Origin of the sequence: Candidatus Phycosocius bacilliformis (assembly GCF_003112735.1) — a bacterium.
Classification (GTDB): domain Bacteria; phylum Pseudomonadota; class Alphaproteobacteria; order Caulobacterales; family Aquidulcibacteraceae; genus Aquidulcibacter; species Aquidulcibacter bacilliformis.
In genome coordinates this window covers 192,740-215,374 of the sequence record NZ_BFBR01000007.1, presented here as the reverse complement: position 1 = coordinate 215,374, position 22,635 = coordinate 192,740, and the positions used below count along the sequence as shown (strand labels likewise).

Annotated in this window: 21 protein-coding genes; 13 read left to right on the top strand and 8 right to left on the bottom strand. The window is 57.7% G+C overall.

Annotated features, from left to right (window positions below; genetic code table 11):
- Positions 1-137 precede the first annotated feature (137 nt).
- The 3 genes from PbB2_RS12235 to acnA all read right to left on the bottom strand — a co-directional run bounded on the left by PbB2_RS12235 (position 138) and on the right by acnA (position 3,795).
- The gene (locus PbB2_RS12235; protein ID WP_108985601.1) at positions 138-599 is read right to left on the bottom strand and encodes an ImmA/IrrE family metallo-endopeptidase; all 462 of its coding nucleotides are present in this window, start codon (positions 597-599) and stop codon (positions 138-140) included.
- Positions 600-1,001: a hypothetical protein gene (locus tag PbB2_RS12230; protein ID WP_108985600.1), complete on the bottom strand. Its 402-nt coding sequence runs from the start codon at positions 999-1,001 to the stop codon at positions 600-602. It abuts the gene before it with no gap.
- A 109-nt stretch (positions 1,002-1,110) separates the two neighbouring features.
- Positions 1,111-3,795 carry an aconitate hydratase AcnA gene (acnA, locus tag PbB2_RS12225; RefSeq protein ID WP_108985599.1) on the bottom strand — a complete coding sequence of 895 codons (2,685 nt, stop codon included), beginning with the start codon at positions 3,793-3,795 and terminating at the stop codon, positions 1,111-1,113.
- A gap of 866 nt (positions 3,796-4,661) precedes the next feature.
- Between acnA and PbB2_RS12220 the strand changes: the two genes are divergently transcribed.
- The 5 genes from PbB2_RS12220 to PbB2_RS12200 are packed head-to-tail and all read left to right on the top strand — an operon-like array spanning position 4,662 to position 9,477.
- Positions 4,662-5,516, top strand: a complete 855-nt coding sequence (locus PbB2_RS12220; protein WP_108985598.1) for a TIGR01459 family HAD-type hydrolase — start codon at positions 4,662-4,664, stop codon at positions 5,514-5,516.
- Between the two features lie 51 nt (positions 5,517-5,567).
- Positions 5,568-6,605 (top strand): 2'-deoxycytidine 5'-triphosphate deaminase domain-containing protein, encoded by a 1,038-nt coding sequence (locus PbB2_RS12215; protein WP_108985597.1) that lies wholly within the window; start codon positions 5,568-5,570, stop codon positions 6,603-6,605.
- Position 6,606: 1 nt separating this feature from the next.
- Positions 6,607-8,037: an L-piperidine-6-carboxylate dehydrogenase gene (gene amaB / locus PbB2_RS12210; RefSeq protein WP_108985596.1), complete on the top strand. Its 1,431-nt coding sequence runs from the start codon at positions 6,607-6,609 to the stop codon at positions 8,035-8,037.
- 39 nt (positions 8,038-8,076) lie between these two features.
- A complete protein-coding gene (gene apaG / locus PbB2_RS12205; protein WP_108985595.1) occupies positions 8,077-8,475 on the top strand; it encodes a Co2+/Mg2+ efflux protein ApaG in 399 nt (132 codons plus the stop codon).
- 15 nt (positions 8,476-8,490) lie between these two features.
- The gene (locus PbB2_RS12200; RefSeq protein WP_108985594.1) at positions 8,491-9,477 is read left to right on the top strand and encodes a glycerophosphodiester phosphodiesterase family protein; all 987 of its coding nucleotides are present in this window, start codon (positions 8,491-8,493) and stop codon (positions 9,475-9,477) included.
- A 64-nt stretch (positions 9,478-9,541) separates the two neighbouring features.
- Here PbB2_RS12200 and PbB2_RS12195 read toward each other — a convergent pair whose 3' ends face one another.
- Positions 9,542-10,879: a hypothetical protein gene (locus PbB2_RS12195; RefSeq protein WP_133245799.1), complete on the bottom strand. Its 1,338-nt coding sequence runs from the start codon at positions 10,877-10,879 to the stop codon at positions 9,542-9,544.
- A 191-nt stretch (positions 10,880-11,070) separates the two neighbouring features.
- On the bottom strand, positions 11,071-12,372 hold the full coding sequence (gene mtaB / locus PbB2_RS12190; protein WP_108985636.1) for a tRNA (N(6)-L-threonylcarbamoyladenosine(37)-C(2))-methylthiotransferase MtaB: 1,302 nt from the start codon (positions 12,370-12,372) through the stop codon (positions 11,071-11,073).
- Positions 12,373-12,494: 122 nt separating this feature from the next.
- Between mtaB and PbB2_RS12185 the strand changes: the two genes are divergently transcribed.
- From PbB2_RS12185 to PbB2_RS12170, 4 genes are all read left to right on the top strand, one after another.
- Positions 12,495-12,707, top strand: a complete 213-nt coding sequence (locus PbB2_RS12185) for a PLDc N-terminal domain-containing protein (protein ID WP_238164998.1) — start codon at positions 12,495-12,497, stop codon at positions 12,705-12,707.
- Positions 12,708-12,823: 116 nt separating this feature from the next.
- Positions 12,824-13,750: a sulfite exporter TauE/SafE family protein gene (locus PbB2_RS12180; RefSeq protein ID WP_108985635.1), complete on the top strand. Its 927-nt coding sequence runs from the start codon at positions 12,824-12,826 to the stop codon at positions 13,748-13,750.
- Entirely contained in the window at positions 13,747-14,517 is a 771-nt protein-coding gene (locus PbB2_RS12175; protein WP_108985591.1) for a TIGR02186 family protein, read from the top strand. The genes PbB2_RS12180 and PbB2_RS12175 overlap by 4 nt, the downstream gene beginning before the upstream one ends.
- Positions 14,518-14,553: 36 nt before the next feature.
- The gene (locus PbB2_RS12170) at positions 14,554-15,021 is read left to right on the top strand and encodes a DUF3429 domain-containing protein (RefSeq protein ID WP_108985590.1); all 468 of its coding nucleotides are present in this window, start codon (positions 14,554-14,556) and stop codon (positions 15,019-15,021) included.
- Between the two features lies 1 nt (position 15,022).
- Here PbB2_RS12170 and PbB2_RS12165 read toward each other — a convergent pair whose 3' ends face one another.
- Together PbB2_RS12165 and cysS are read right to left on the bottom strand one after the other, a co-directional pair.
- The gene (locus PbB2_RS12165; protein WP_108985589.1) at positions 15,023-15,406 is read right to left on the bottom strand and encodes a YajG family lipoprotein; all 384 of its coding nucleotides are present in this window, start codon (positions 15,404-15,406) and stop codon (positions 15,023-15,025) included.
- Positions 15,403-16,791: a cysteine--tRNA ligase gene (cysS, locus tag PbB2_RS12160; protein ID WP_108985634.1), complete on the bottom strand. Its 1,389-nt coding sequence runs from the start codon at positions 16,789-16,791 to the stop codon at positions 15,403-15,405. The genes PbB2_RS12165 and cysS overlap by 4 nt, the downstream gene beginning before the upstream one ends.
- A 211-nt stretch (positions 16,792-17,002) precedes the next feature.
- Between cysS and folE the strand changes: the two genes are divergently transcribed.
- Entirely contained in the window at positions 17,003-17,620 is a 618-nt protein-coding gene (gene folE, locus PbB2_RS12155; RefSeq protein ID WP_108985588.1) for a GTP cyclohydrolase I FolE, read from the top strand.
- Between the two features lie 36 nt (positions 17,621-17,656).
- On the opposite strand, the gene PbB2_RS12150 is transcribed toward folE, so the two are convergent.
- Entirely contained in the window at positions 17,657-18,535 is an 879-nt protein-coding gene (locus tag PbB2_RS12150) for a DUF817 domain-containing protein (RefSeq protein WP_420887465.1), read from the bottom strand.
- 92 nt (positions 18,536-18,627) lie between these two features.
- Here PbB2_RS12150 and hisI point away from each other — a divergent pair, with 92 nt between their 5' ends.
- From hisI to PbB2_RS12135, 3 genes are all read left to right on the top strand, one after another.
- Positions 18,628-19,023 carry a phosphoribosyl-AMP cyclohydrolase gene (gene hisI / locus PbB2_RS12145; protein WP_108985587.1) on the top strand — a complete coding sequence of 132 codons (396 nt, stop codon included), beginning with the start codon at positions 18,628-18,630 and terminating at the stop codon, positions 19,021-19,023.
- Positions 19,024-19,143: 120 nt separating this feature from the next.
- The gene (locus PbB2_RS12140; protein WP_238164997.1) at positions 19,144-21,330 is read left to right on the top strand and encodes a PQQ-dependent dehydrogenase, methanol/ethanol family; all 2,187 of its coding nucleotides are present in this window, start codon (positions 19,144-19,146) and stop codon (positions 21,328-21,330) included.
- A gap of 75 nt (positions 21,331-21,405) precedes the next feature.
- Entirely contained in the window at positions 21,406-22,575 is a 1,170-nt protein-coding gene (locus PbB2_RS12135) for an AI-2E family transporter (protein ID WP_108985586.1), read from the top strand.
- Positions 22,576-22,635 lie beyond the last annotated feature (60 nt).

Here is a 22,635-nt window from a genome sequence, read left to right as displayed (position 1 = left end):
AGGAGCGTCGGGGCAGGAAACGGCTTCCTTCCGGCGCTCGTTCTTTCACTTAAGAAGGCGGTGGGGCAAAAAAAAGGCCCTGCCTGATGAATGATTGGTAAGCTTTGGTCATGGCTTCCATCAGCACAGCTGATGGATCAACGGCCCAGTCGGATTCGCATCGCCGCTGGTGATACGCCAAAGCGTTCAGCCAAGCATTCTGTTGTCTCGTTCTCAATCCCAATCAATCGATGGCGAGGCATAAGGATGTTTGCAGCAAACGCATTGGCTTGACGTTCATGGATTGGGCGAATTTTGGGGTTCGGCCGATTTGTCCCGTCGGTCCGGTAAGCTCGATTGTCGCCAACACCGTTACCCAGCAAGTCTCGATGGTAGACATAATGGCCCAGTTCATGAGCGGCCGTGAATCTCCGCCGCGTGACGGCATGGTGCAGGTTGACAGCGATGCGGTAAGTCTCTCCTACCTTTTCAATATAGCCTGAAATGGAATCGTCTAAGTCTTCGAACGCCAGATCGAGACCGACATCCCTGATAATGGCCTCAATCGGGACCGGTGACCGATCCCAATATTCTGCGATCACCAACATGGGGTCTTTCATTCACGCCTCCCTGCCGATTTGATCAGCGGCAACCATATCGTCGCCAGACCCAAGTGTGGCATCCGTGATTAAGTCAATCTGCCGTCGAATAAGTTGGGGTGCCTCTTCGGCGAGCCATGTGGAGATATAATCATCTACAAGCTTGCGCGCCAGATCGCGTGCCTCTGAACTTGCGCGATCTGTGACGATTTTGCCCCAAGCTACCGCTCCCAATAGCCCGATAACGGCCAAGACGATCGACCCCCAGCTTAGCGCATTTGCCAAGGAAGCAAAGGATACCGCCATCGCATCCCAGTTTGGATTGGGCTGGATTACTGGGCTTTGGATTACTGGTTGGCAGGCCTTTCCCGCCGCCTCAACCATCTGAGCGCATGCATTATAGGTAAGTGTTTCCTTCGTCATGACCTAAAATTTGCACAAACATGGGCTTGATGCAAACCTCCTCCCGACGAACCAACAAAAAACCCCCCAAGCTTGGCTTGGGGGGCTGAAATGAGGCGCTTTGGCTGATTTAGGCCGCGCGGGCCAATTGGCGCAGCACATAATGCATGATGCCGCCAGAGAAGAAGTAATCCAGCTCATTGGCCGTATCGATCCGGCTAATCACTGGGGCGATCACAACCGAGCCATCGGCCCGGCGGATTTCGACTTCCATCTCTTTGCGTGGGGCGATGTCGGCAATGCCATAAATGCTCACCATTTCATCTCCCACCAGATTGAGGCTCGCCCACGTGACGCCATCGCGGAATTGGAAGGGCAGCACACCCATGCCAATCAGGTTCGACCGATGGATACGTTCGAAGCTTTCGGTGATGACAGCCCGTACACCCAAAAGATTGGTGCCTTTGGCGGCCCAGTCACGCGATGATCCGGTGCCATATTCCTTGCCGGCAAAAATGACGAGCGGGGTGCCAGCATCCTTGTAAAGCATGGCGGCATCATAGATTGGCATCACATCGCCGTCGGGCCAATGCTTGGTCACGCCGCCTTCGACCCCAGGAACCATCTGGTTCTTGATCCGGATATTGGCGAAGGTGCCGCGCATCATCACTTCATGATGACCCCGGCGGGCCCCGTAGGAATTGAAGTCAATCGCAGAGACGCCATTCTCGGTCAGGAATTTACCCGCCGGGCTTGAGGCTTTGATGGAGCCTGCAGGCGAGATGTGGTCGGTGGTAATGCTGTCACCAAACAGACCCAATACGCGGGCATGGAGGATGTCTTCCACACCTTTCGGGGTCATGGTCATGCCTTCAAAATAAGGTGGGTTGGCGACATAGGTCGACTTGGTGGGCCATTCATAGGTTTGACCACCTGACACTTTGATCGCTTGCCAATTCTTATCGCCTTTGAACACATCGGCATAGCGACGGGCAAACATTTCAGGGGTTACATGCTCACGCATGATGGCGGCCACTTCCGCTGAGCTTGGCCAGATGTCCTTCAGATAGACAGGCTGACCATCGCTGCTGGTACCGATCGGATCGAGATTGAGGTCGACTTGCAGCGATCCTGCCAAGGCATAGGCCACGACCAGTGGGGGCGAGGCCAGATAATTGGCCCGCGTATCAGGATTGACGCGGCCTTCGAAATTGCGGTTGCCCGACAGCACAGAGGCCGCAACCAGATCACCGGCCACAATCGCCTTGGTGATGGCTTCAGGCAGGGGACCGGAATTGCCGATACAGGTGGTGCAACCATAGCCGACCAGATTGAAGCCCATCGCGTCGAGATCGGCCTGCAGGCCCGATTGGGTCAAATAATCAGTGACCACTTGCGACCCTGGTGCCAGAGAGGTCTTCACCCAAGGCTTGACAGTTAGGCCCTTGGCGCGCGCCTTGCGGGCAACAAGACCAGCGGCAATCAGCACCGAAGGATTTGAGGTGTTGGTGCATGACGTAATGGCTGCAATCACCACATCGCCATGACCCAAATCATGATTGTGGCCTTCCACACCCACGCGCTTGGCGACCTCGCCGGCCTTGCCGAATTCACCTTCCAGAGCGGTTTTGAAGGCGGTGGCGGCATCGGCCACCAACACCCGGTCCTGTGGCCGTTTGGGTCCTGCCAGTGACGGCTGCACACTGGCCAGATCCAATGCCAATTCATCGGTGAAGACTGGCTGGCCGGCATCATGCTTCCACATCATGTTGGCCTTGGCATAGGCCTCCACAAGGGCGACGCGATCACCATCGCGGCCCGTGGCGCGCAAAAAATTGATCGTGTCTTCGGCCACTGGGAAGAAGCCGCAAGTCGCGCCATATTCGGGTGCCATATTGGCGATGGTGGCACGATCTTCCAGCGTCATGGAATCAAGGCCAGGGCCATAGAATTCCACAAACTTACCGACTACGCCCTTTTTACGCAGCATCTGGGTCACTGTCAGCACGAGGTCGGTGGCCGTAGCGCCCTCAGGCAATTTGCCATCAAGCCGGAAGCCCACCACTTCAGGGATGAGCATGGAGATGGGTTGGCCCAGCATGGCTGCTTCGGCCTCGATACCACCCACGCCCCAGCCCAGAACAGCCAAGCCATTGATCATGGTGGTATGGCTGTCTGTGCCGACCACACTGTCGGGATAGGCCACTTCAGCGCCATCATCCTCGGCAGTCCACACGGTCTGGGCCAGATATTCCAGATTGACCTGATGGCAGATGCCCGTGCCGGGCGGCACCACACGGAAATTCTTAAAGGCGCTTTGGCCCCAGCGCAGGAAGGCGTAACGCTCGCCATTGCGCTCATATTCAAGATCGACATTCTTGGCGAAGCTGTCGCCTTTGCCCGCATGGTCAACCATGACGGAGTGATCGATCACCAGATCGACCGGGATCAGGGGATTGACCTTCTCTGGGTTGGACCCCAGCGCGGCGGCTGCATCGCGCATGGCAGCAAGATCGACCACGGCGGGCACGCCGGTGAAGTCTTGCATCAAGACGCGGGCAGGGCGGAAGGCAATCTCATGTTCGACCTTGCCTTTGTTGTCGACCCATTTGGCAACCGCTTCGATATCGGCTTTGGTCACCGTGACGCCATCTTCAGCGCGCAGCAGGTTTTCCAACAGGATTTTCAGCGTGACCGGCAATTTGGAGACATCGCCAAGGCCATTCTTCGAAGCCGCGTCGAGGGAATAATAGACATAGGTTTTGCCGCCAACATTCAGGGTCTGGCGCGCTTTGAAACTATCGAGTGAGGGCATGTTGAGCCGTCCTTTGTTCGAGCGAGTTGATCATCAAGAGGCCGCCCCTGAGGGTTGAGGACAGCAGCGACCGATTTATCGCCCGCAAGGGTCGCGCGCTTGTGAGCGGCGTATCGACCGGCGGATCGCCACCGTGACCGGCAGCGTGGCTGCTTTAGCGCGGAAATGGTTAAAGGTCTATGGTGGGTTTCAGGGATTTCAGGCGTTTGGTAGGGACGTTTACGCAGTCTCAAACTTCGGACAGGGATTTTCGTGGCGACCATCGCGGCCAGGGATGGGTTCCCCCGCCCCCGCACGCGGGGGAGGAGATCAACTCTCACAACGCTGTCATCCCGGACGGCGCAGCCGATCCGGGACCTTGTGATGGTGAAAACCCAAAAGGTCCCCGCTCTTCGCTTCGGCGGGGGTGACGGTAGTTTGGGGTAGGATATTTGTCTGGACGCGGTTTGTTGATCCTTCTGTCTCACCAAACCGTTCTAGGGAGCGTGGTTGGGCGACTTGTCGCGTCAAGTCCAGATTTCCTTCAGAAATCTGCCGCGTAGCGGCGCGAAGCGGACTTGACCCGTCAAATCGCCCACAAATAACCGAGGTTGGCCTTTGGGGCAGGCAGGGCCTGCACCAAAGCCTTCTAGGAAAAATGGATAGGGGAAAAGCCCCTTTAATCCCCTCGCGACAACTCCCGGCTCACAGGGTTTCGGCGCATGCGCCAATGTCCGGCGAAGCAGGTGAAGGGGCATTTAAGCACCGGCGCAGTCACGCTTGCGGGGTGGCGAAGGTGGTGAAGGGGAAAGCGCGCGTAGTCCGTTTTGCCACCCAGCCACACACCCCATTCTCGACCTTGTCATCAAGTCGCAGTATCAGGCCCTATGACCACAAGAATCATCTCCGCCCTCGCCGATATTGCTGACCATTATGATGCCGTCCTGTGTGATGTGTGGGGTGTCATCCACAATGGCCGTGCGGCCTATCTGGCAGCATGTGATGCGCTGGCAGGCTTTCGCGATGCCGGCAAGCCGGTCGTGCTGATCTCCAATGCGCCCCGGCCATCGAGCTTCATTCCGCGCCAACTCGACGCTTTGGGCGTGCGTCGTGATGCGTGGGACGCCATTGTGACCTCTGGGGATGCAACACGGGCAGAGATCGAAAAGCGCGGGCCGCGGGCCTATAAGATTGGCCCTTCCAAGGATGAAGGTCTCTATGACGGATTGCCGGTTGACTTTCGAGCCGCCGAGACGGCCGATTATGTCATTTGTACCGGCCTGCGCGATGAATTGGCTGAGCCGCCTGAAAGCTATCGCGCGGAATTGGCGGGCCTTGCAACCCGCAACCTGCCCTTCATTTGTGCCAATCCTGACCGTGTGGTGCAGTTTGGCGGCCATCTCATCCCGTGTGCGGGGGCTTTGGCCGATATTTATGAGGAATTGGGTGGCCCCGTCATTATGGCGGGCAAGCCCCATGCCCCGATCTACGACTTAACGATTGCTGCCGCCGAACGCTTGGCTGGCAAGTCGCTGGAACGGTCACGGCTGTTGTGCATCGGCGATGGTGTGCAAACAGATGTTGCCGGAGCACATGGACAGAAACTGGATTGCCTGTTTGTGGCCGGGGGTATTCATGCGGCGGAATTGTCCAATGCCGAGGGTCTTGATCCGGCAAAAGTCGATGCCTTCTTGGCGGCCTATCGCGTCCATGCGCGCTGGGCTATTGGCGAACTGGCCTGATCGCGGGAAGGCCGGTAGAGAAAGCCGAGCAAAACCGCTATGGGAGAGACCATGATCGATTCCATCGCTGACGGGGTCTTGCCCGACCATATCTTGCAGGCTCTGGCCGATCAGGGAGCGATTTCGGCCACCCATGCACTGGCAGACCGCCAGATTCAGCCCGCCAGCCTGGATTTGCGGCTTGGCGATTATGCCTATCGCATCCGGGCCAGTTTTCTGCCGGGTCAAGGTCGCTCCGTCGCGGAGCGATTGGATGAAAGCGACTTGGTGCTTCATCGCCTGGACTTGCGCGAGGGGGCGGTGCTGGAAACAGGCTGTGTTTATCTGGCACCATTACAGGAAAGCCTCGCCTTGCCACTCGGGGTGCGGGCGCTGGCAAATCCGAAAAGCTCCACCGGGCGGATTGATGTCTTTGTGCGGGTGATTGCCGATGGGGCCACCAGCTTTGACCGGGTTCGGGAAGGCTATCAGGGCCCGTTGTGGGTTGAGATTTGCCCGCGGACTTTCTCCATCCTGGCGCGCCCCGGTGATCGGCTGGCGCAATTACGTCTCAAAAAGGGTGAGACGCCGACCTTAAACCGCCTCGACCTCAATCTCGACCTGTCGCATGCCTCCTTGGGCTCGGTCATCGGCTATCGGGCCCGCCGCCATGCGCCTTTGCTTGATCTTGCCAAAGTGGGTGGCCATGCCCCCCACGATTGGTTTGAGCCTCTGACGGCCCGTGATGGTCGCCTCGTTTTAGATCCGGGTGAGTTTTACATTCTGGCGAGCCAGCCCGGCCTGTCGATCCCACGCAACGTGGCCGCAGAAATGGTCGCCACCGCGGAAGATTTGGGCGAGTTCCGTGCCCATTATGCGGGCTTCTTCGATCCTGGTTTTGGGGTCGATGGGGCTGGCGGGCCCGGTGCGCGCGGGGTTCTGGAAGTGCGCGGCCGGGATGTTCCTTTCGTCTTGGAACATGATCAACCTGTTGCCCGTCTGGTCTATGAACCACTGGCTGCCGCGCCTGCGGCCTTTTATGGTGATGTCGGCAGCCATTATCAGGGCCAAGGCCTGAAATTGTCCAAATTGTTCCAACCTTGGTCCTGATATGCTGATTGCGTCACTGTCTCCCATCGATGGTCAAAAGCTGGGTGAGGTTCCCGCCGCCAGTCTTGATGAGTGCACGGCTGCAGGCGACATCGCCCAAGCGGCCTTTTTGGTCTGGCGCAATCTGCCTGCCCCGCGTCGGGGCGAGCTTGTGCGTTTGTGGGGTGAAGAATTGCGCCTGCGCAAGCAGGAATTGGCCGATATGGTGACGCTGGAGGCGGGCAAGACCCGATCGGAGGCCTTGGGCGAAGTCCAGGAAATGATCGATATGGCGGATTATGCTGTCGGTCTATCGCGCCAATTGACGGGCCTGACGTTGGCGTCCGAACGTCCCGGCCATCATTTGCTTGAACGCTGGAAGCCTTTGGGCCCGGTTTTGGTGATTAGCGCCTTCAATTTCCCGGTTGCAGTGTTTGCATGGAATGCCATGCTGGCCTTGGTCTGTGGCAATCCGGTGATCTGGAAACCATCAGAAAAGACCCCGCTGTGTGCCCAGATTACCTGTGCCATCTTTGCCCGTGCGGTTGCCAAATTTGGGACTGAAGCGCCGGCCGGTTTGGTCCAGTTGGTCCAAGGGGCGGGTGATATTGGGGCGGCCTTGGTTGATAATCCCCATGTCCGTCTGGTGTCTGCCACCGGGTCGACCGCAATGGGCAAGTTGGTGGCTTCGGCTTGCGCAACGCGTCTTAAGCGCGTGCTTCTGGAATTGGGTGGCAATGGCGCGATGATTGTGCGGCCCAGTGCGGACCTTGATCTGGCCGCACGCGCCATCGTGTTTGCAGCTGTCGGCACCGCGGGGCAGAGATGCACAACGCTGCGACGCCTGATCGTACACCCCAGTATTAAGGCAGAACTTGTTGAGCGTCTGGTCCGCGCCTATCACAGTCTGCCCATTGGCGACCCGCGCAAGCCTGAAACCCTCGTCGGCCCCTTGATCGATGCACAGGCGGTGGAAGCCATGCAGGGCGCTCTTGAAACCGCCCAAGCCGAAGGGGGGCGGATTCTGGTTGGAGGCCGACATATACATGGCCATTATGTCCAGCCTGCATTGGTCGACATGCCGGCTCAAACCGCCATCATGCGGCATGAGACGTTTGCCCCTATTCTCTACATTGTCGAGGCCGACAGCCTCGCTGAGGCCATCGCCATCCAAAATGATGTCCCGCAAGGCCTGTCTTCAGCGATTTTCACCACGGACCTGCGCGAGGCTGAGACTTTCCTGTCACATCAGGGCTCAGATTGCGGGATCGCCAATGTTAATATTGGCACATCAGGGGCCGAGATTGGCGGGGCGTTCGGGGGTGAAAAGGAGACGGGGGGTGGCCGCGAAGCCGGCTCGGATTCCTGGAAAGCCTATATGGTGCGCCAGACCCAGACGATCAATTATTCCACCGCCTTGCCTTTGGCGCAGGGCGTGGTGTTTGACGTGTGAGGGCCACATCATGTGGGTCTTACGTCGGTTGATCCTCCCATGAGTGACTATTCAGCTTTGACCCGCGGCGTCCGCGTCGCTGTGACACCGCAATTCTTGGAAGACCAGTCAGACCCTACCCGAAATACCTATGTCTGGGCCTATCATGTGGAGATCACCAATGAAGGCCACACCACAGTCCAATTGACCGCGCGCCATTGGACCATCATCGACAAGCATGGCCAGACCCAGACAGTCAAAGGCCCGGGCGTTGTGGGCGAGCAGCCTATCCTGCGCGAAGGTGACAGTTTCCTCTACACCTCGGCCTGCCCGCTCAGCACCCCATCGGGCCTCATGATGGGGACCTATGTGATGCAGACGGAAGATGGGGAGACGTTTGATGCCCAAATTCCGGCTTTTTCTCTCGATAGCCCTTATGAGGAGCAGCGCGTCAATTGAGGAAAGGGCCTGTTGATGGGCAGGAAAAATGGTCAAGGCTTGAGCTTAAGCCTAAGTGCAGCCGTCGCAATCGCCGCTTGGTCTTTCAGCCTGGCACATGCACAAACCCCTTCCGCCCACCCGATCCTGGCCCATCGCGGTGTGCACCAGACCTATTCGCGCGAAAACCTCGGCCGAGATGACTGCACGGCGACGCGGATTAATCCCCCGACCCACACATTGATCGAAAACACCTTGCCGTCGCTTGCGGCGACCGTCGCATTAGGTGCGGACATGATCGAGATTGATGTCCATCCCACCACGGACGGCGATTTTGCCGTTTTCCATGACTGGACGCTGGAGTGCCGCACCAATGGACACGGTGTCACCCGCTATCACGACATGGCCTATTTGCGCAGCCTGGATGCTGGCTATGGCTATAGTGCCGACGAGGGTGCCACCTTTCCTCTGCGCGGAAAGGGTGTGGGGCTGATCCCCAATCTGGATGAGGTGTTGACGGCAGTGCCGAAGACCCGCCTCCTCATCAATATCAAGAGCCGTGACCCCGAAGAAGGTCGCAAATTGGCGGCTTATCTGGCCGCCCGCCAGATCGGCCCAGACCGTGTTATGGTCTATGGACATGAGGTGCCGGTTGAGGCCTTCGTGAAGGCCGCTGGCCCCGGTTTCATTGCCTTTTCCAAAAAGCAGGTGGCTGATTGCCTCAAGGGTTATGTCTCACTGGGCTGGTCGGGCACAATTCCCCAAGCCTGCCATAATACGCTTGTGCTGGTCCCCATCAGCCACACCCATCTGATGTGGGGGTGGGACCGCGATTTTGCCGCCCGCATGGCCACTATAGGCAGTCTGGTTCTGGTGACAGGGCCTATTCCCAAGGGAGCCAACTCACAATTGGCTGGCCTCAATGATCCCGAATTGCTGAAGGACTTGCCTGCTGGCGTGGGCGTGTGGACCGATGCGGTAGAGCAAATCGCGCCTGCTTTGGCCCGTCGCCAAAAGAAATGACCCCGCCAAGCGACGGGGTCATGCCTGCTGTCCTTTTTACAAGGGTCATGCGCCCTTGTTGGGCTTAAGCCCGAACGGGTTGGCGCTGAATGGCATCAAGCTGGCTGGAGTAGAAAGCCGCCTCATTTTGGCTCGAGCTCAATTCCTTCTCCAGTTCGAACACCCGGTTGTTGAGCGCTTCGATTTTGTCATCCGCCATGCCGGCATGTTCGTGATGACGGGAAAGGGCTAGTTCAAGCTCGCTTTCAAGCCGCTTCACGTCCGATTCCCGCTCGGCCAGAATCTGTGTGATGGTTTCAAGCCGCGAGCTCATCACCGCGCGTGACTGCTCAATCTGCGAGCGGGCGGTGGCGGTGGCTTCCAGCTTGGCGGAAATCCGCGTGATCAACGCTTCACGCCGGTTGTTATTGGCGGTCAGGGTCTTGTTACGCTCTTCAGCCAGTTCAAGATCAGCCGTCAAACGCTCATTCATGTTGCGCAGCTCTGCCACCAGATCCTGATGGGTCTTGAGGTTCGAGCGCACCGTGTCGAGTTCCAGACGCAGATTATTGGCGTCAATCTCACGGGTCTTTTTGTCCTGCTGATTTTGCTGGAACAGACGATTGGCCTCGGTTCGTGCCTGAGTGGCCTCCATTTCCTTCTGGCGGCCATAGACCAAAGCGGTCTCTTTTTCCTGGGTCAGCAGATCGACCAATTCCCGCAGACCGACCATTTCACTGATCTTTTCCTGCAGATTGAGTTCCAGAGCTTCGCATTTATTGGTCAAGAAGATGCACTTATTATTGGCATCATTATACTTCTCAGTCAGTTCGGAAATGCGCGAGGCCTGAACTGATCCATTCTCGCGCAGGCCTGCCACTTCGCGCTCAAGCGAGGTTGCCTCATCCTGAATGCTGGTCAGTTGCGACTGCAAACGCTGCAATTGATCATCCACATCCTTTTTGGACACGCCCAGAAGATGGAAGCGGTTTTCCAGCGCCTCTAATTCGCTCTTGGCCTTGCCAAAATTACGCGCGGTCTCTTCCAAATTTGCGCGTGTCGAACGCAAATCTGCGGTGAGGGATTCATTCTGTGTGCTCTTGTCGCGCAAACCGGCTTCAGCACGTTCCTTGTCCTTGATCACATCGGCCAATTCGAGGGCCATTTTACGATGGCTCTCAAAGGTTCGGGCCATATCGCCTTTGATGTGGGAGAGCTGGCCAACCAGCGCGGCCACTGTATCAAGGTCCTTGATCACGGAATCAACGCCGTTTGAGATCATTTGTTGGTGCTGCCCAAGCAATTCAAATGCAGCAATGTCCTGAATTGAGGTGTTCGCAGCAGATTTTTCGCCAATTTGGGTATCAAACTCAGCATCTTGGCGCTCAGTGCCGCTTGAGCCAAGACGAGAAAAAATATTCATTATGGTGGCCATGGAATCGCCCTACTCGTTACATTTCCAGAATTCCTGAGTACATAATGGAAGTGCGCTAGGCAAGCCTATTTTAATCATTCTTTAACGAGTTTAACCGTGGTAGCCCCACTATAAGTTAACGTAATGACTATAAGTATTCAGGAAATGGCAGTGCGGGGCGTGGCGACGTCGGCGAAGGTTTAAGCGAGCGCTTCACCAATCAAATGCCCCGTGCCCCGCCCAATGACGCGGGCTTGCAGCAATTGGCCAGCCTGTCCGCCCGCGACATGGATTTCGGCAAAGCTGTCGAGCCGTCCCCGACCGTCGCGCTCGATCAAAACGGTTTGGACCGAGCCAATTTGCCGGTCCAGATAGGCCGTCAAAGCCTGATCACCTTTGGCACGCAAAGCCGCCGCCCGGGCCTTGATCACCGCCTTGTCGAGTTGGGGCATGCGGGCTGCGGGGGTTTCAGGCCGCGGTGAGAAGGGGAAGACATGCAAAAAGGCCAGTCCGACCTCATCCACCAGAGCCAGCGAGTCTGCAAAATGGGCCTCAGTCTCGGTTGGAAAACCTGCAATCAAATCTGCGCCAAAAGCGATCTCGGGGCGAGCCGCGCGCAGACGTTGCGCCAGGGCAATGGCATCAGCCCGGGTGTGGCGACGCTTCATGCGCTTTAAGATCAGGTCGGCCCCGTGTTGAAGCGACAGATGCAAGTGCGGCATCATGCGCTCATCCTCCACCAGCAGGCGGAACAACACATCGTCAATCTCGACCGCATCCACCGAGGACAATCGCAACCGCTTTAGGTCGGGGACCAATTTCAAGATGCGCTGAACAAGTTCGCCAAGTGTGGGCTGTCCGGGCAGGTCTGCCCCCCAAGAGGTCATATCAACCCCTGACAGCACCACTTCAGGCACACCTTTAGCGACCAGTCGGCCAATCATGGCCACAACCTCGCCGGCCGGCACGGAACGTGAATTACCGCGCCCGAATGGGATGATGCAGAATGTACAGCGATGGTCGCAGCCGTTCTGCACCTGGACATAGGCCCGTGCGCGATCCTGCACACCATCGATCAGATGACCGGCGGTTTCGCGCACACTCATGATGTCATTGACGCGCACCCGCTCGCTGTCACCCTTGGCGAGGCTTTGATAGGTGGATGCTTGTGATTTTTCAGCATTGCCGATGACGCGGTCGACCTCAGGCATGGCCGCAAACATGGCCGGATCAATTTGGGCCGCACAGCCCGTAACCACGATCAACGCATCGGGCTTTTGCTTTCGGGCGCGCCGGATGGTCTGGCGCGCCTGACGCACAGCTTCGCCGGTAACGGCACATGTATTGACCAGAACCACATTGGCAAGCCCCGCCTCTTGGGCCAAATTGCGCATGGCTTCGGATTCATACAGGTTCAGACGACAGCCCAGCGTGATGGTTTCGACCGTCCCGCTTGGGTCTGCGACCTCTTGTTCGATCTGTGGCAGGACATCAGTCGTCATGACAGGCGGCTTTGTGCTTTCACGCGCATTGGGGTGACAACTGGCCATTGCGCCAGCAGCGGGCGGCCCCAATATCATAAGTCTGCGGCAATTGCAGGGCCTTGTGTAGGAGCAACTGACTCATGTTCGGTATGGAGTGGAATAACGGATTCACCTTCGGCTTTCTGTTTGCCCTCGTGCTGGGCCTTTGGGCCGTCATCAATGTGCTGCAAAATGATCGGACGGGCCCATTTGGCAAGGCCGTCTGGTCGGTATTGGTGCTGTTCGTGCCCTATATTGGCTTTATTGCGTGGTTGCTGATCGGGCCCAAGGCGACGCGCAAGCGGATCGGCTAAATCTGCCCCTTTTATACCCCTCGTCAGGCGATCTTGGTTGCTGCAAATGTGACCCGATGCCATAGCTACGCCGTCCACTCCAGCCTATGGTGGGCCGATTCACCGGGGCGGCGCGCATGCAAGTTTATCTGCCCATTGCTGAAATGGCGGTAAGCCCGTGGCTCATGGCCACTTTGGGGCTGGTGGTCGGTTGCCTGTCGGGAATCTTTGGCGTTGGCGGCGGCTTTTTGATGACCCCGCTGCTAATGCTGATGGGCATTCCTGCGCCGGTGGCTGTGGCTGCGGGTGCCAATCTGGCTGCAGCCTCTTCCATGTCCTCGGTCATGGGGCAGTTTGAGCGCCGTGGTGTCGATTTGAGAATGGGTCTGGTTATTTCGCTCGGCGGGGTGATTGGGGTTGGACTTGGCTCAATCCTGTTTAGCTGGCTTAAATCACAAGGTGCGGCCGAAGCGACCGTGCGCATCGCCTACACCATCCTGTTGGGATCTTTGGGCTCAAGCCTTGTGTGGGAGAGTGTGCGGGCCATGGTGCGGATGCGCAGCGGAACCGCCCCGGCACTGGCGCGGCGAACCACCCAAGACCTGGCCCACCGCTTACCTTTCAAAATGCGGTTTCCACGCTCCAAGTTGGTGATCAGCGTCATCCCGCCTTTGGCCATCGGCGTGGGCGTAGGCGTTTTGTCGGCCATTATGGGGGTTGGTGGCGGCTTCATCCTGATCCCCGCGCTTGTCTATCTGTTGCACATGCCGCCCAATCTTGTGGTGGGCACCTCGACGCTGCAGGTTTTGATTACCGCTTCAACCACCACCTTCATACAAGCCGCGGCCAATGGCAGCCTTGATTTGGTGCTTTCGGCATTGCTGATCGTCGGCGGCGTGGTGGGGGCCCAAGTGGGGGTGATCATTGGCCGCAAGCTCAAGGGTGAGCAATTGCGTGCGCTTTTAGGCGCTTTGGTGCTTCTGGTCGCTTTGCGGCTGGCGGCCGATCTTGTTTTCGTTCCCGCCAATCTGTTTGAGTTGTCCTCACCCGGCGGTGGCCTATGAGACAGCGTTTTGGCTTGTTCGCCATCTTGGCCGCTTTGCTATTCGGCGCGCCTGCAGCCCAATCCCAGAGCACACAGGTCTCTGCGGCTCTCCTGGAAGATGCGGTCCTGGTGACGTCCAGCTTCACCGGGGCCAAAGTCACTGTGTTCGGCTCAGTACGCGCGGGAAATGTGGGGCGAACCGACATTGTGGTGGCTGTACGCGGGCCGGACCGTCCAGCTTGGATTGCCAAACGCAAGCGCACAGCGGGTTTGTGGATCGGCAAGGATCAGATCAGCTTTGCAGCTGCACCCACATTTTTCGGCGTGGCCAGCGCCCGCCCGCTGGAACAAATTGCCCCAGCTGACACATTATCGCTTTATGGCTTGCGGCCACGCGGGCAGCTTGATGTCGCCAAGGCCAGCGCCGATGCGCCCTATGCCGAAGAATTGATTGATGCCTTTGTGGCCCAGCGGCAGGCCGAAAAACTCTATGTCGACGATCCCAATGGCGTGAAGCTGCTCAAAGGGGGGTTATTTCGCGCCGATATCCAAATGCCAGATCGCACACCGCCGGGGCTATATACCGCCAAAGTCATGGTGTTTCGCAACGGACGGCCCGCCCAATCGACCTTGACCACGTTGGTTGTCTCGAAAGTGGGGGCCGAACGCGCCCTCTTTGAATTTGCACGAGATCATGCTGTATTGCATGGGCTGGCAGGGGTGCTGCTGGCCTTGGTCGCTGGGGTCGGTGCGGCTGGGTTGGTCAGACGTTTTGCCCCCGCCTAGGCCCGGGTAAGTGGTCGCTGGCAAAAGGAGAGGTTCATGCGCCGTCGCGATATTGCCCCAATAGGTCCGTGGGTGCTGGGCGTCCTGGGTCTGATACCCTTCTTTGCGACCTTAGCCGGGAGTGTTTTGGCGGCCTCACCCTATGATGGGGTGTCCACAACCTTGTTTTTTGCCTATTCCGCTGTGATCTTGTCTTTTTTGGGTGGGACACGTTGGGGTTTTGAAATTGGAGCCCGTCCCGAAGCCCCCAACTTCTTTACCTTATCGGCTGCAGTTATCCCGTCCCTGATCGGCGCATTTGCCATGGTAACCCAGTATGTTGCCCCTTTGGTTGGTTTAGGCCTGTTTGCCGGGGGTTTCATTCTGTTGTGGGCATGGGACTTTTTGTCCACCGGGGGCAGTATGCGCCGATGGCCCTTGTGGTACCGGCCCTTGCGCGCTGTGTTGACCTTGGGTGCCCTGATCGCCTTGACCGGGAAAGCCTATTTGACCCTGCACGGCTAACTTAGCGCACGATTTCACAGATCCGAATGAATTGGGCCTTTTCGGGCAGATAAGGCTTGGTGCGCACAATGGTGTTTTCCTCGCAGCCTTCCTTGCGTACCGCTCTCAGGCAGGCCCTTTCGCTGGCCTTGGCCGGATTGGGGCCACAGTCAAACCCGTCCTTTTTAAGACCTTCTTCCACCACCTCAGTCGGGCTGTTCTGAGGGAAGCGGGTGACCAGATCCTGCTTGAGGGCAAGCGTGGCACGTCTGTCGACATCAGCGGTGGCGGTAGCATCGGGGGCAATCTCAACCTGGCCTTGCCGCTCGCCATCCTGCCCTCCTTGGGGCTGACAGGCCGCCAGCGGCAGACAAACACACGCCAGAGCGAGCCATCGCAGCCTCATGCGATGAACCGCCAGCTTGAGCCATCCTTGCCATCGGTCACTTCCACCCCCCGGGCGGCAAGCTCTGCGCGCAACCGATCCGCCTCGGCCCAATTGCGGTCCTGACGGGCCTGGAAGCGGGCATTCACCATGGCAGTGATCTCAGCACTTGCATCTTCATCCACCGTGGCCCCGGCGCGTGACAGCCAGCTCTGTGGGTCTTGATCCAAAATGCCCAAAAGCTGGCCTGCCCCCAGGAGTTCTGCTTTGGCACGCTGGCGCTCGTCCTGGGTTTCAGCCTTATTGGCCTTGCGGGCCAGCATGGAAAGCTCGGCCAGAGCCTTGGGCGTGTTGAGGTCATCGCACAGGGCCGCCAGTACGCCATCGGGCAAGATGGGCTCTGCTGTCTCATCCCACACTGTGGCGAGTGCGCGATAGAGCCGATCCAAGGTTTTCATTGATTGCAGGATCAACTCGTCGGTCCAATCCAGCGGGGCGCGGTAATGGGCCGACAGGAGTGACAGACGCAAGGCTTCACCCGGCCAACGCTGTACCAATTCATGGACCAGAGCGACATTGCCGAGTGACTTCGACATCTTGTCAGCATTCATGGTCAGGAAGCCATTGTGCATCCAGATATTGGCGAGTGGCACACCGTCATGGACGCAGACCGATTGGGCAATCTCGTTTTCATGATGGGGGAAGATCAGATCGTGGCCGCCCCCATGAATGTCGATCGTGGTGCCCAGATTGGTCTCAATCATGGCCGAGCATTCGATGTGCCAACCGGGCCGACCAGCTCCGAATGGGGCATCCCAGGCTGGTTCACCGGGTTTGGCGGCTTTCCACAAGGCAAAGTCGGCAGGGTCGCGCTTGTTTTCATCCACGCTGATGCGCGCACCGGCCTCATTGTCATCGAGATTGCGGCCCGATAATTGGCCATAGCTTGGCATGGAGGGGACATGAAAATACACCCCGTCCGGCGTCGTATAGGCATGACCCTTGTCCACGAGACGGCCAACCAAGGAAATGATGTCGTCCATATGGCCGGTGACTTTGGGTTCCAGCGTCGGGGGCAACGTGCCCAAAGCAGTCATATCTGCACGATAAATGCGGGTGTATTTTTCAGTAATCTGGCTGATGTCGACGCCCTGCTCACGCGCGGCGGCATTAATCTTGTCGTCGACATCGGTAATGTTGCGGGCATAGATGACGTTGTTTTGCCCATAGATGGCCCGCAAAAGCCGAAATAAAGTGTCAAACACCACTGCGGGTCGTCCATTGCCGATATGGGCGAAATTATAGACGGTGGGTCCGCAGACATAGAGTGTCACCCGGCTTGGATCTTGAGGGACAAAGCGGACTTTTTCCCGCTGCAGGGTATTGAACAGTTCGATCTCAGCCATCATGTGATCCAAGACGAAGAGCCAACGTAGACTCTTGTGTGGTTTGCGTGTTTGTTATTGTCTCAGTCCTTTAGACTGAAAATTGGCTGACGCGAAGACGGCATGAACGGTGCCTCTGCAGGTGCAGGGGCATGAAACGAAATCAGGGCGGGCGTTAAGTCCGGGGTGATCCCGGCTCGACCTCCGACCCCTTTAACAGGGGCATAAGCTCATGGATGCGATTACAGACCCGCGCCTCATTTCTGAGGTCAATGATACCAACCGCCCTACCCGGGAAGAGGCGATGGCCGCTGTGCGTACGCTGCTTCGTTGGGCAGGCGACAATCCAGAGCGGGAAGGCCTGATCGACACGCCCAAGCGCGTTGTGGAAGCCTATCGGGAATTCTTTGCTGGCTATGAAATGGATCCAGCCGCTGAATTGAGCCGCACGTTTGAAGATGTGCAGGGCTATGACGATATCGTCATGCTGCGCGACATTGATCTGGAAAGCCATTGCGAGCATCACATGGTGCCCATCTTGGGCCGGGCTCATATCGCCTATATGCCAACCAACCGGGTTGTCGGCATTTCCAAGATTGCCCGTGTGGTTGAAATCTTTGGCAAGCGCCTGCAGACCCAAGAAACCATGACGGCCCAGATTGCCGACTGCATCACCGAGGCTTTGCGCCCTGCCGGTGTGGCCGTGCTGTTGGATGCCAAGCATCAATGTATGACCACACGTGGTGTCCATCACCCCAATGTGGCCACCATCACCACCCAATTCACCGGCGTATTCAAGACCGACCGCGAATTGAAAGACCGTTTCCTGCGTTTGGCAGGTTACAACTAAATCCTCCCCGATTTGGTGTGCGAATGCGCCGGGCCCTCACGGGTCCGGCGTTTTTGTTGCAAGGTCATCGGGCGGGCGGGGCTTGTGAACGGTTGATACCAGCACAAAGCTCAGCATCATCAGAAGATACCACGCCCCCATCTTGCTCAAAGGCACCATGTGCCAGCCTTCACTCTGGTGGGGATAGATCCACGTATTGGTGAATGTGCCAATATTCTCTGCCAACCAGATAAAGAGGCTGACCAAGAGGAAGCCGACCAAGAGTGGCATCCAGCGCGTGGTCTGGTCGGGGGTAAAATAGACCCGACTGCGCCAGAAGATCACCGCCGAAAAGAGGAACAATCCGACCCGTATGTCTGGCCCATAATGGTGGGTGAAAAAGTTCACATACGCACCGATAGCCAGAAGCCAGGTCATCCACATCGGGGGATAGGGGGCAAAGCGCAGATCCATCAGACGGCTGATGCGCGCCAGATAGCTGCCGACGCAGGCATACATGAAACCGCTGAACAACGGCACGCCACCAATCTTGAAAAAGGCCTCGCCCGGATAGGACCACGAGCCGACATGGGTTTTGAAGATTTCCATAATGGTCCCGACAATATGAAAAATGGCGATGACCTTGACCTCTTCCAAGCGCTCCAGCTTCAGCGCGACCAACAGGACTTGCAAGGCGATAGCGGCCAGAAACAGAAAGTCGAACCGGCTCAACCACACATCCTGCGTGGGCCAGAACAACATGGTGAGGATGAGGAGCAATAACATCGTGCCGCCATAGAGGCAGGCCCACGCCTGTTTGACCCCGAACATGACAAATTCAAAAACCGGACCACGCCAGGGCGCGCCCTCGGACCAGATCCGCCCGGTGGCATAAAGCTTTTGTGCCCCATTGCGGGCAAGATCATAGATGTGCAAAACTCAAAAGCTCCTGATGGGTCAGCCGACACCTGACTAAGGGATAAACCCTGATTTGAGGCTAAGATTTGTCGTCCTCTGCACAATTCCCGATGGCCAATTCTACCGAGGCGCTGGAGCGCGGTTTGACATTGGCCCCGCGCTTTGACGCCGACGGTTTGATCCCGGCGGTCGCCCAATCAGCCACAACAGGAGAGGTGCTGATGCTGGCCTGGATGAATGGGGAGGCTTTGGCTCTGACGATTGAGACCGGCATTGCCCATTATTGGTCGCGCTCACGCCAGAGCCTGTGGAAGAAGGGTGAGACCTCGGGCCAGCTCCAGCATGTGCAGGAATTGCGCATTGACTGCGATCAGGATGCGGTGGTGATGAAAGTGCGGGTCGATGGCGATGGTGGGTGTTGCCATGTCGGCTTTACATCCTGCTTCTATCGCGCGGTGGCCGGGCCTGATGGCAAGCTTTTACAAATCGCCCCAGACCCGTCGTGATCGCCACCTGCTTGGCCGACGCACCGGCCCTATTGCCCAAATTCCCAAAGCCGATACTCTCGCTTTCGTGACCACGAGATGGACGCGCCACAGGCGTGCCACCGGTCAGGGGAGGAAATGATGATCAGACGGATTTTGGCCTCAGGTGCGGTCATGATGGGGCTATGGACAGCTGCCTGTGCGCCAGACACCAGCAATTCTCCTGCTGCCAAGGTCGATGCCGCCCGTCTGTCTTCTGCTGCGACCGATGGCGACAATTGGATGAGCTATGGCCGCACCTATGACGAGCAGCGCTTCAGCCCGCTCGATCAGATCAATACTGGCAATGTCGGCCAATTGGGTCTGGCGTGGGTGCATGAGTTCGAGACAGACCGCGGCCACGAAGCAACCCCCATCATGGTTGATGGGGTGATTTATACCACGACCTCTTGGTCGAAAGTGGCAGCCCTTGATGCCAAGACCGGCAAGCTTCTGTGGTCCTATGATCCGAAAGTGCGCGGTGAGACGGCCCATAAGGCCTGTTGTGATGTGGTCAATCGCGGGGTGGCGGTCTGGGGAGGCAAGGTCTTTGTCGGTGCGCTCGATGGCCGTCTGATTGCCCTTGATGCCCGTAATGGCAAGGAAATCTGGTCGAAAGTGACGGTCGATCAAGGTCAGGCCTATACAATTACCGGGGCGCCCCGGGTGGTTAAGGGCAAGGTTTTGATCGGCAATGGCGGGGCCGAATATGGGGTGCGGGGCTATATCAGCGCTTATGATGCCGATAGCGGCGATATGGTTTGGCGCTTTTACACCACGCCTAATCCCAAGGGCGAACCTGACGGCCAGGTATCTGACGCCCTTTTAAAGACAAAGGCTGCGCCGACGTGGGGTGAGGGGGCGTGGCGGCAATCGGGTGGCGGTGGCACCGTCTGGGATGCCATGGCCTATGATCCTGAGTTGGATCTTTTGTATTTTGGGGTCGGCAATGGCTCGCCGTGGAACCATCAAATCCGTTCCGGGGGCAAGGGCGACAATTTGTTTGTCTCCTCCATTGTGGCGGTGCGACCTGATACAGGTTCTTATGTCTGGCATTATCAGACTACGCCGGGGGATTCCTGGGACTTTACTGCAACCCAGCATTTGATGCTGGCCGAACTGCCGATGGGCGGCAAAACGCGCAAAGTCATCATGCAAGTGCCGAAAAACGGTTTCTTCTATGTGCTGGATCGCGCCACAGGTGAGCTCTTGTCCGCCAACCCGCTTTTCCCCATGCCGAAAGAGGCTGACCTTGCCCCCGGTATGCCGGTGCCTTGGGCTCATTCGGTCGATTTGAAGACGGGCCGGCCCAATGAGAATCCCTCGGCCCGCTTTGCCAAAGCCCCGGCTTTGGTGTTCCCCGCCCCATTCGGGGTGCATAATTGGCACCCGATGGCGATGAACCCGAAGGAAAATCTCGTCTATGTGCCGGCTATGCTGGTGCCGGCGGCGACGGGAAATCAGGCCGAGCCCTATCGCCAGATCGCCGGGGCTTGGAATACCGGCACCAATATGGGCTTGGCCGCTCTGCCTGATGATGAGGCCCAGCGCAAAGCCATTCGCGCCATGCTGACAGGCATGTTGGTGGCGTGGGATCCGGTCGCGGGCAAGCCGCGCTGGACTGTGCCGCGCAAATTCCCTTGGAACTCCGGCATCTTGGCCACTGCGGGCGGGCTTGTTTTCCAAGGCACCTCAGAGGGCTTTTTGGAGGCTTTCAATGCCGCCGATGGCACAAAAGTCTGGAGCTATGAGACCCAGAACGGCATTATCGCCCCGCCCATGACCTACAAGATTGATGGGGAGCAATATGTCGCGGTGATGGTTGGCTATGGCGGGGCGATTATCGCGGCCCCTTTGGCAGCCCCGGATCGGCCAGTCAGTCTCAAGGGCCGTTTGATGGTGTTTAAGATTGGTGGGACCGCCAAGGCCACCCCTTATGTGATCCCTGAAAAAGTGGCCCTTGATTTGTCGACGACGCTCGCCCCTGGCAATCCTCAGGCCGGGTTCAACCACTTCATGCGCCATTGCCAAGTCTGCCACGGGGCCAGTGCGACCGGCGGCCTGTTGCCCGATCTGCGTTATTCGCCTGCCATTCAAGATGCGGGAACCTGGAAACAGATCGTGTTTGACGGGGCCAATGCCAGCCGCGGCATGGTCTCTTTCAGTTCATGGCTCAACCCTGCTGAAATTGAAGATATTCGCGCCTATGTCGTCCAACAGGCCAAGGTGCATTATCGCCAGCTGGGCACAGGCCCTGCCGCCAAAGACGGCGCGAAGACTGGGAATTGAGGAGGCGGCTGACCAGAGGGAAGCTGAACTGCCGCACGGCTTGACCTTCGGGGCAATGCAGGTCTTGGTAAGCCCATGATGAAAGCGCAGTCGACTTCCAGTGCGTCGCGCTTGCTCTTGGCAAGCGCGGCGATCATTGCAGGCCTTTATTGGTTTGCTGACCTTTTGACCCCGCTGGCCCTGGCCATATTTTTGTGGCTGACCATGGACGCCTTTGCACAGAGCTTAAGCCGCCGCTTGCCCTTTTTGCCTCGGGTGGCAGCAGTCCCTTTGGCGGTGCTGATTGTCTTTATCAGTCTTGCCGGCATTGTCGGCTTTGTTATTGAATATGCTGCGGTATTCTCCCGCTCGATCGGGGCCTATCAGGAGCGGCTCGATCAGGTAATCCATCAGACCTATGCTTTATTGGGCCTGTCGGGAACAGCACCCACGGTGGGTGAGATGTTTGCCAAGGTCAATCCGGCTTTGATCTTGCGTGGAGTCGCTGACGCCCTGCAGAGTTTTGGTGGCCAAGCGCTGTTTGTCATCATTTATGTCGCCTGTTTGTTTGCAGCCCAAGCGAGCATGCCCGCCAAAATGGCGCAAATCTTTCCCGATGAGGCCGAACGGGCCAAAGCGTCACAGACGGGTCGGGCGATTGCCCGTTCGATGGAACAATATCTCTGGGTCCAGACGGTCACGGGCCTGATGATCGCTGGGGCCAGCTGGGTGCTGTTTGCGCTGGTCGGCCTGCAAAACGGGTTGTTTTGGGCCATCATCATTTTTGTGCTGAGCTATATTCCCGTGGTGGGCGGGGCAGCAGGCAGTCTTTTGCCCGCTCTTTTCGCGCTGGTTCAATTCACCAGCCCCATTCCAGCCGTGATCATTCTGGCAGGGACCCAAGCCATCGGATTTGTCGTTGGCAATATCATCCAGCCGCGCATGACCGGCGACAGCCTGAATATTTCGGTTTTGGTGGTGTTTCTGTCTTTGGCCTTTTGGGGCAAGTTGTGGGGAGGCCCGGGTATGTTTTTGGCCGTACCGCTGACGGTCATGCTGATGATTGTGCTGGCCCAGTTTTCCGCCACACGTTGGATTGCAGTCCTTTTGTCCAATAATGGTAATCCCGACATCAACCCGGATCCCGATGACGCTGATCAGTCGGGTGTTAAATCAGTGTCTGCTGCACACACGCAAGGAGCTGTTAAGGAAGAAACCACCACTTCGCAGGATGATCCAAGCAAAATAGAAGTAAAGCCGTCTTGATCGGCTCTGGCCCGCCGGGCCTGTGATCAGGACGCGTTGTATGGCCTGCTGGTCAGGCAC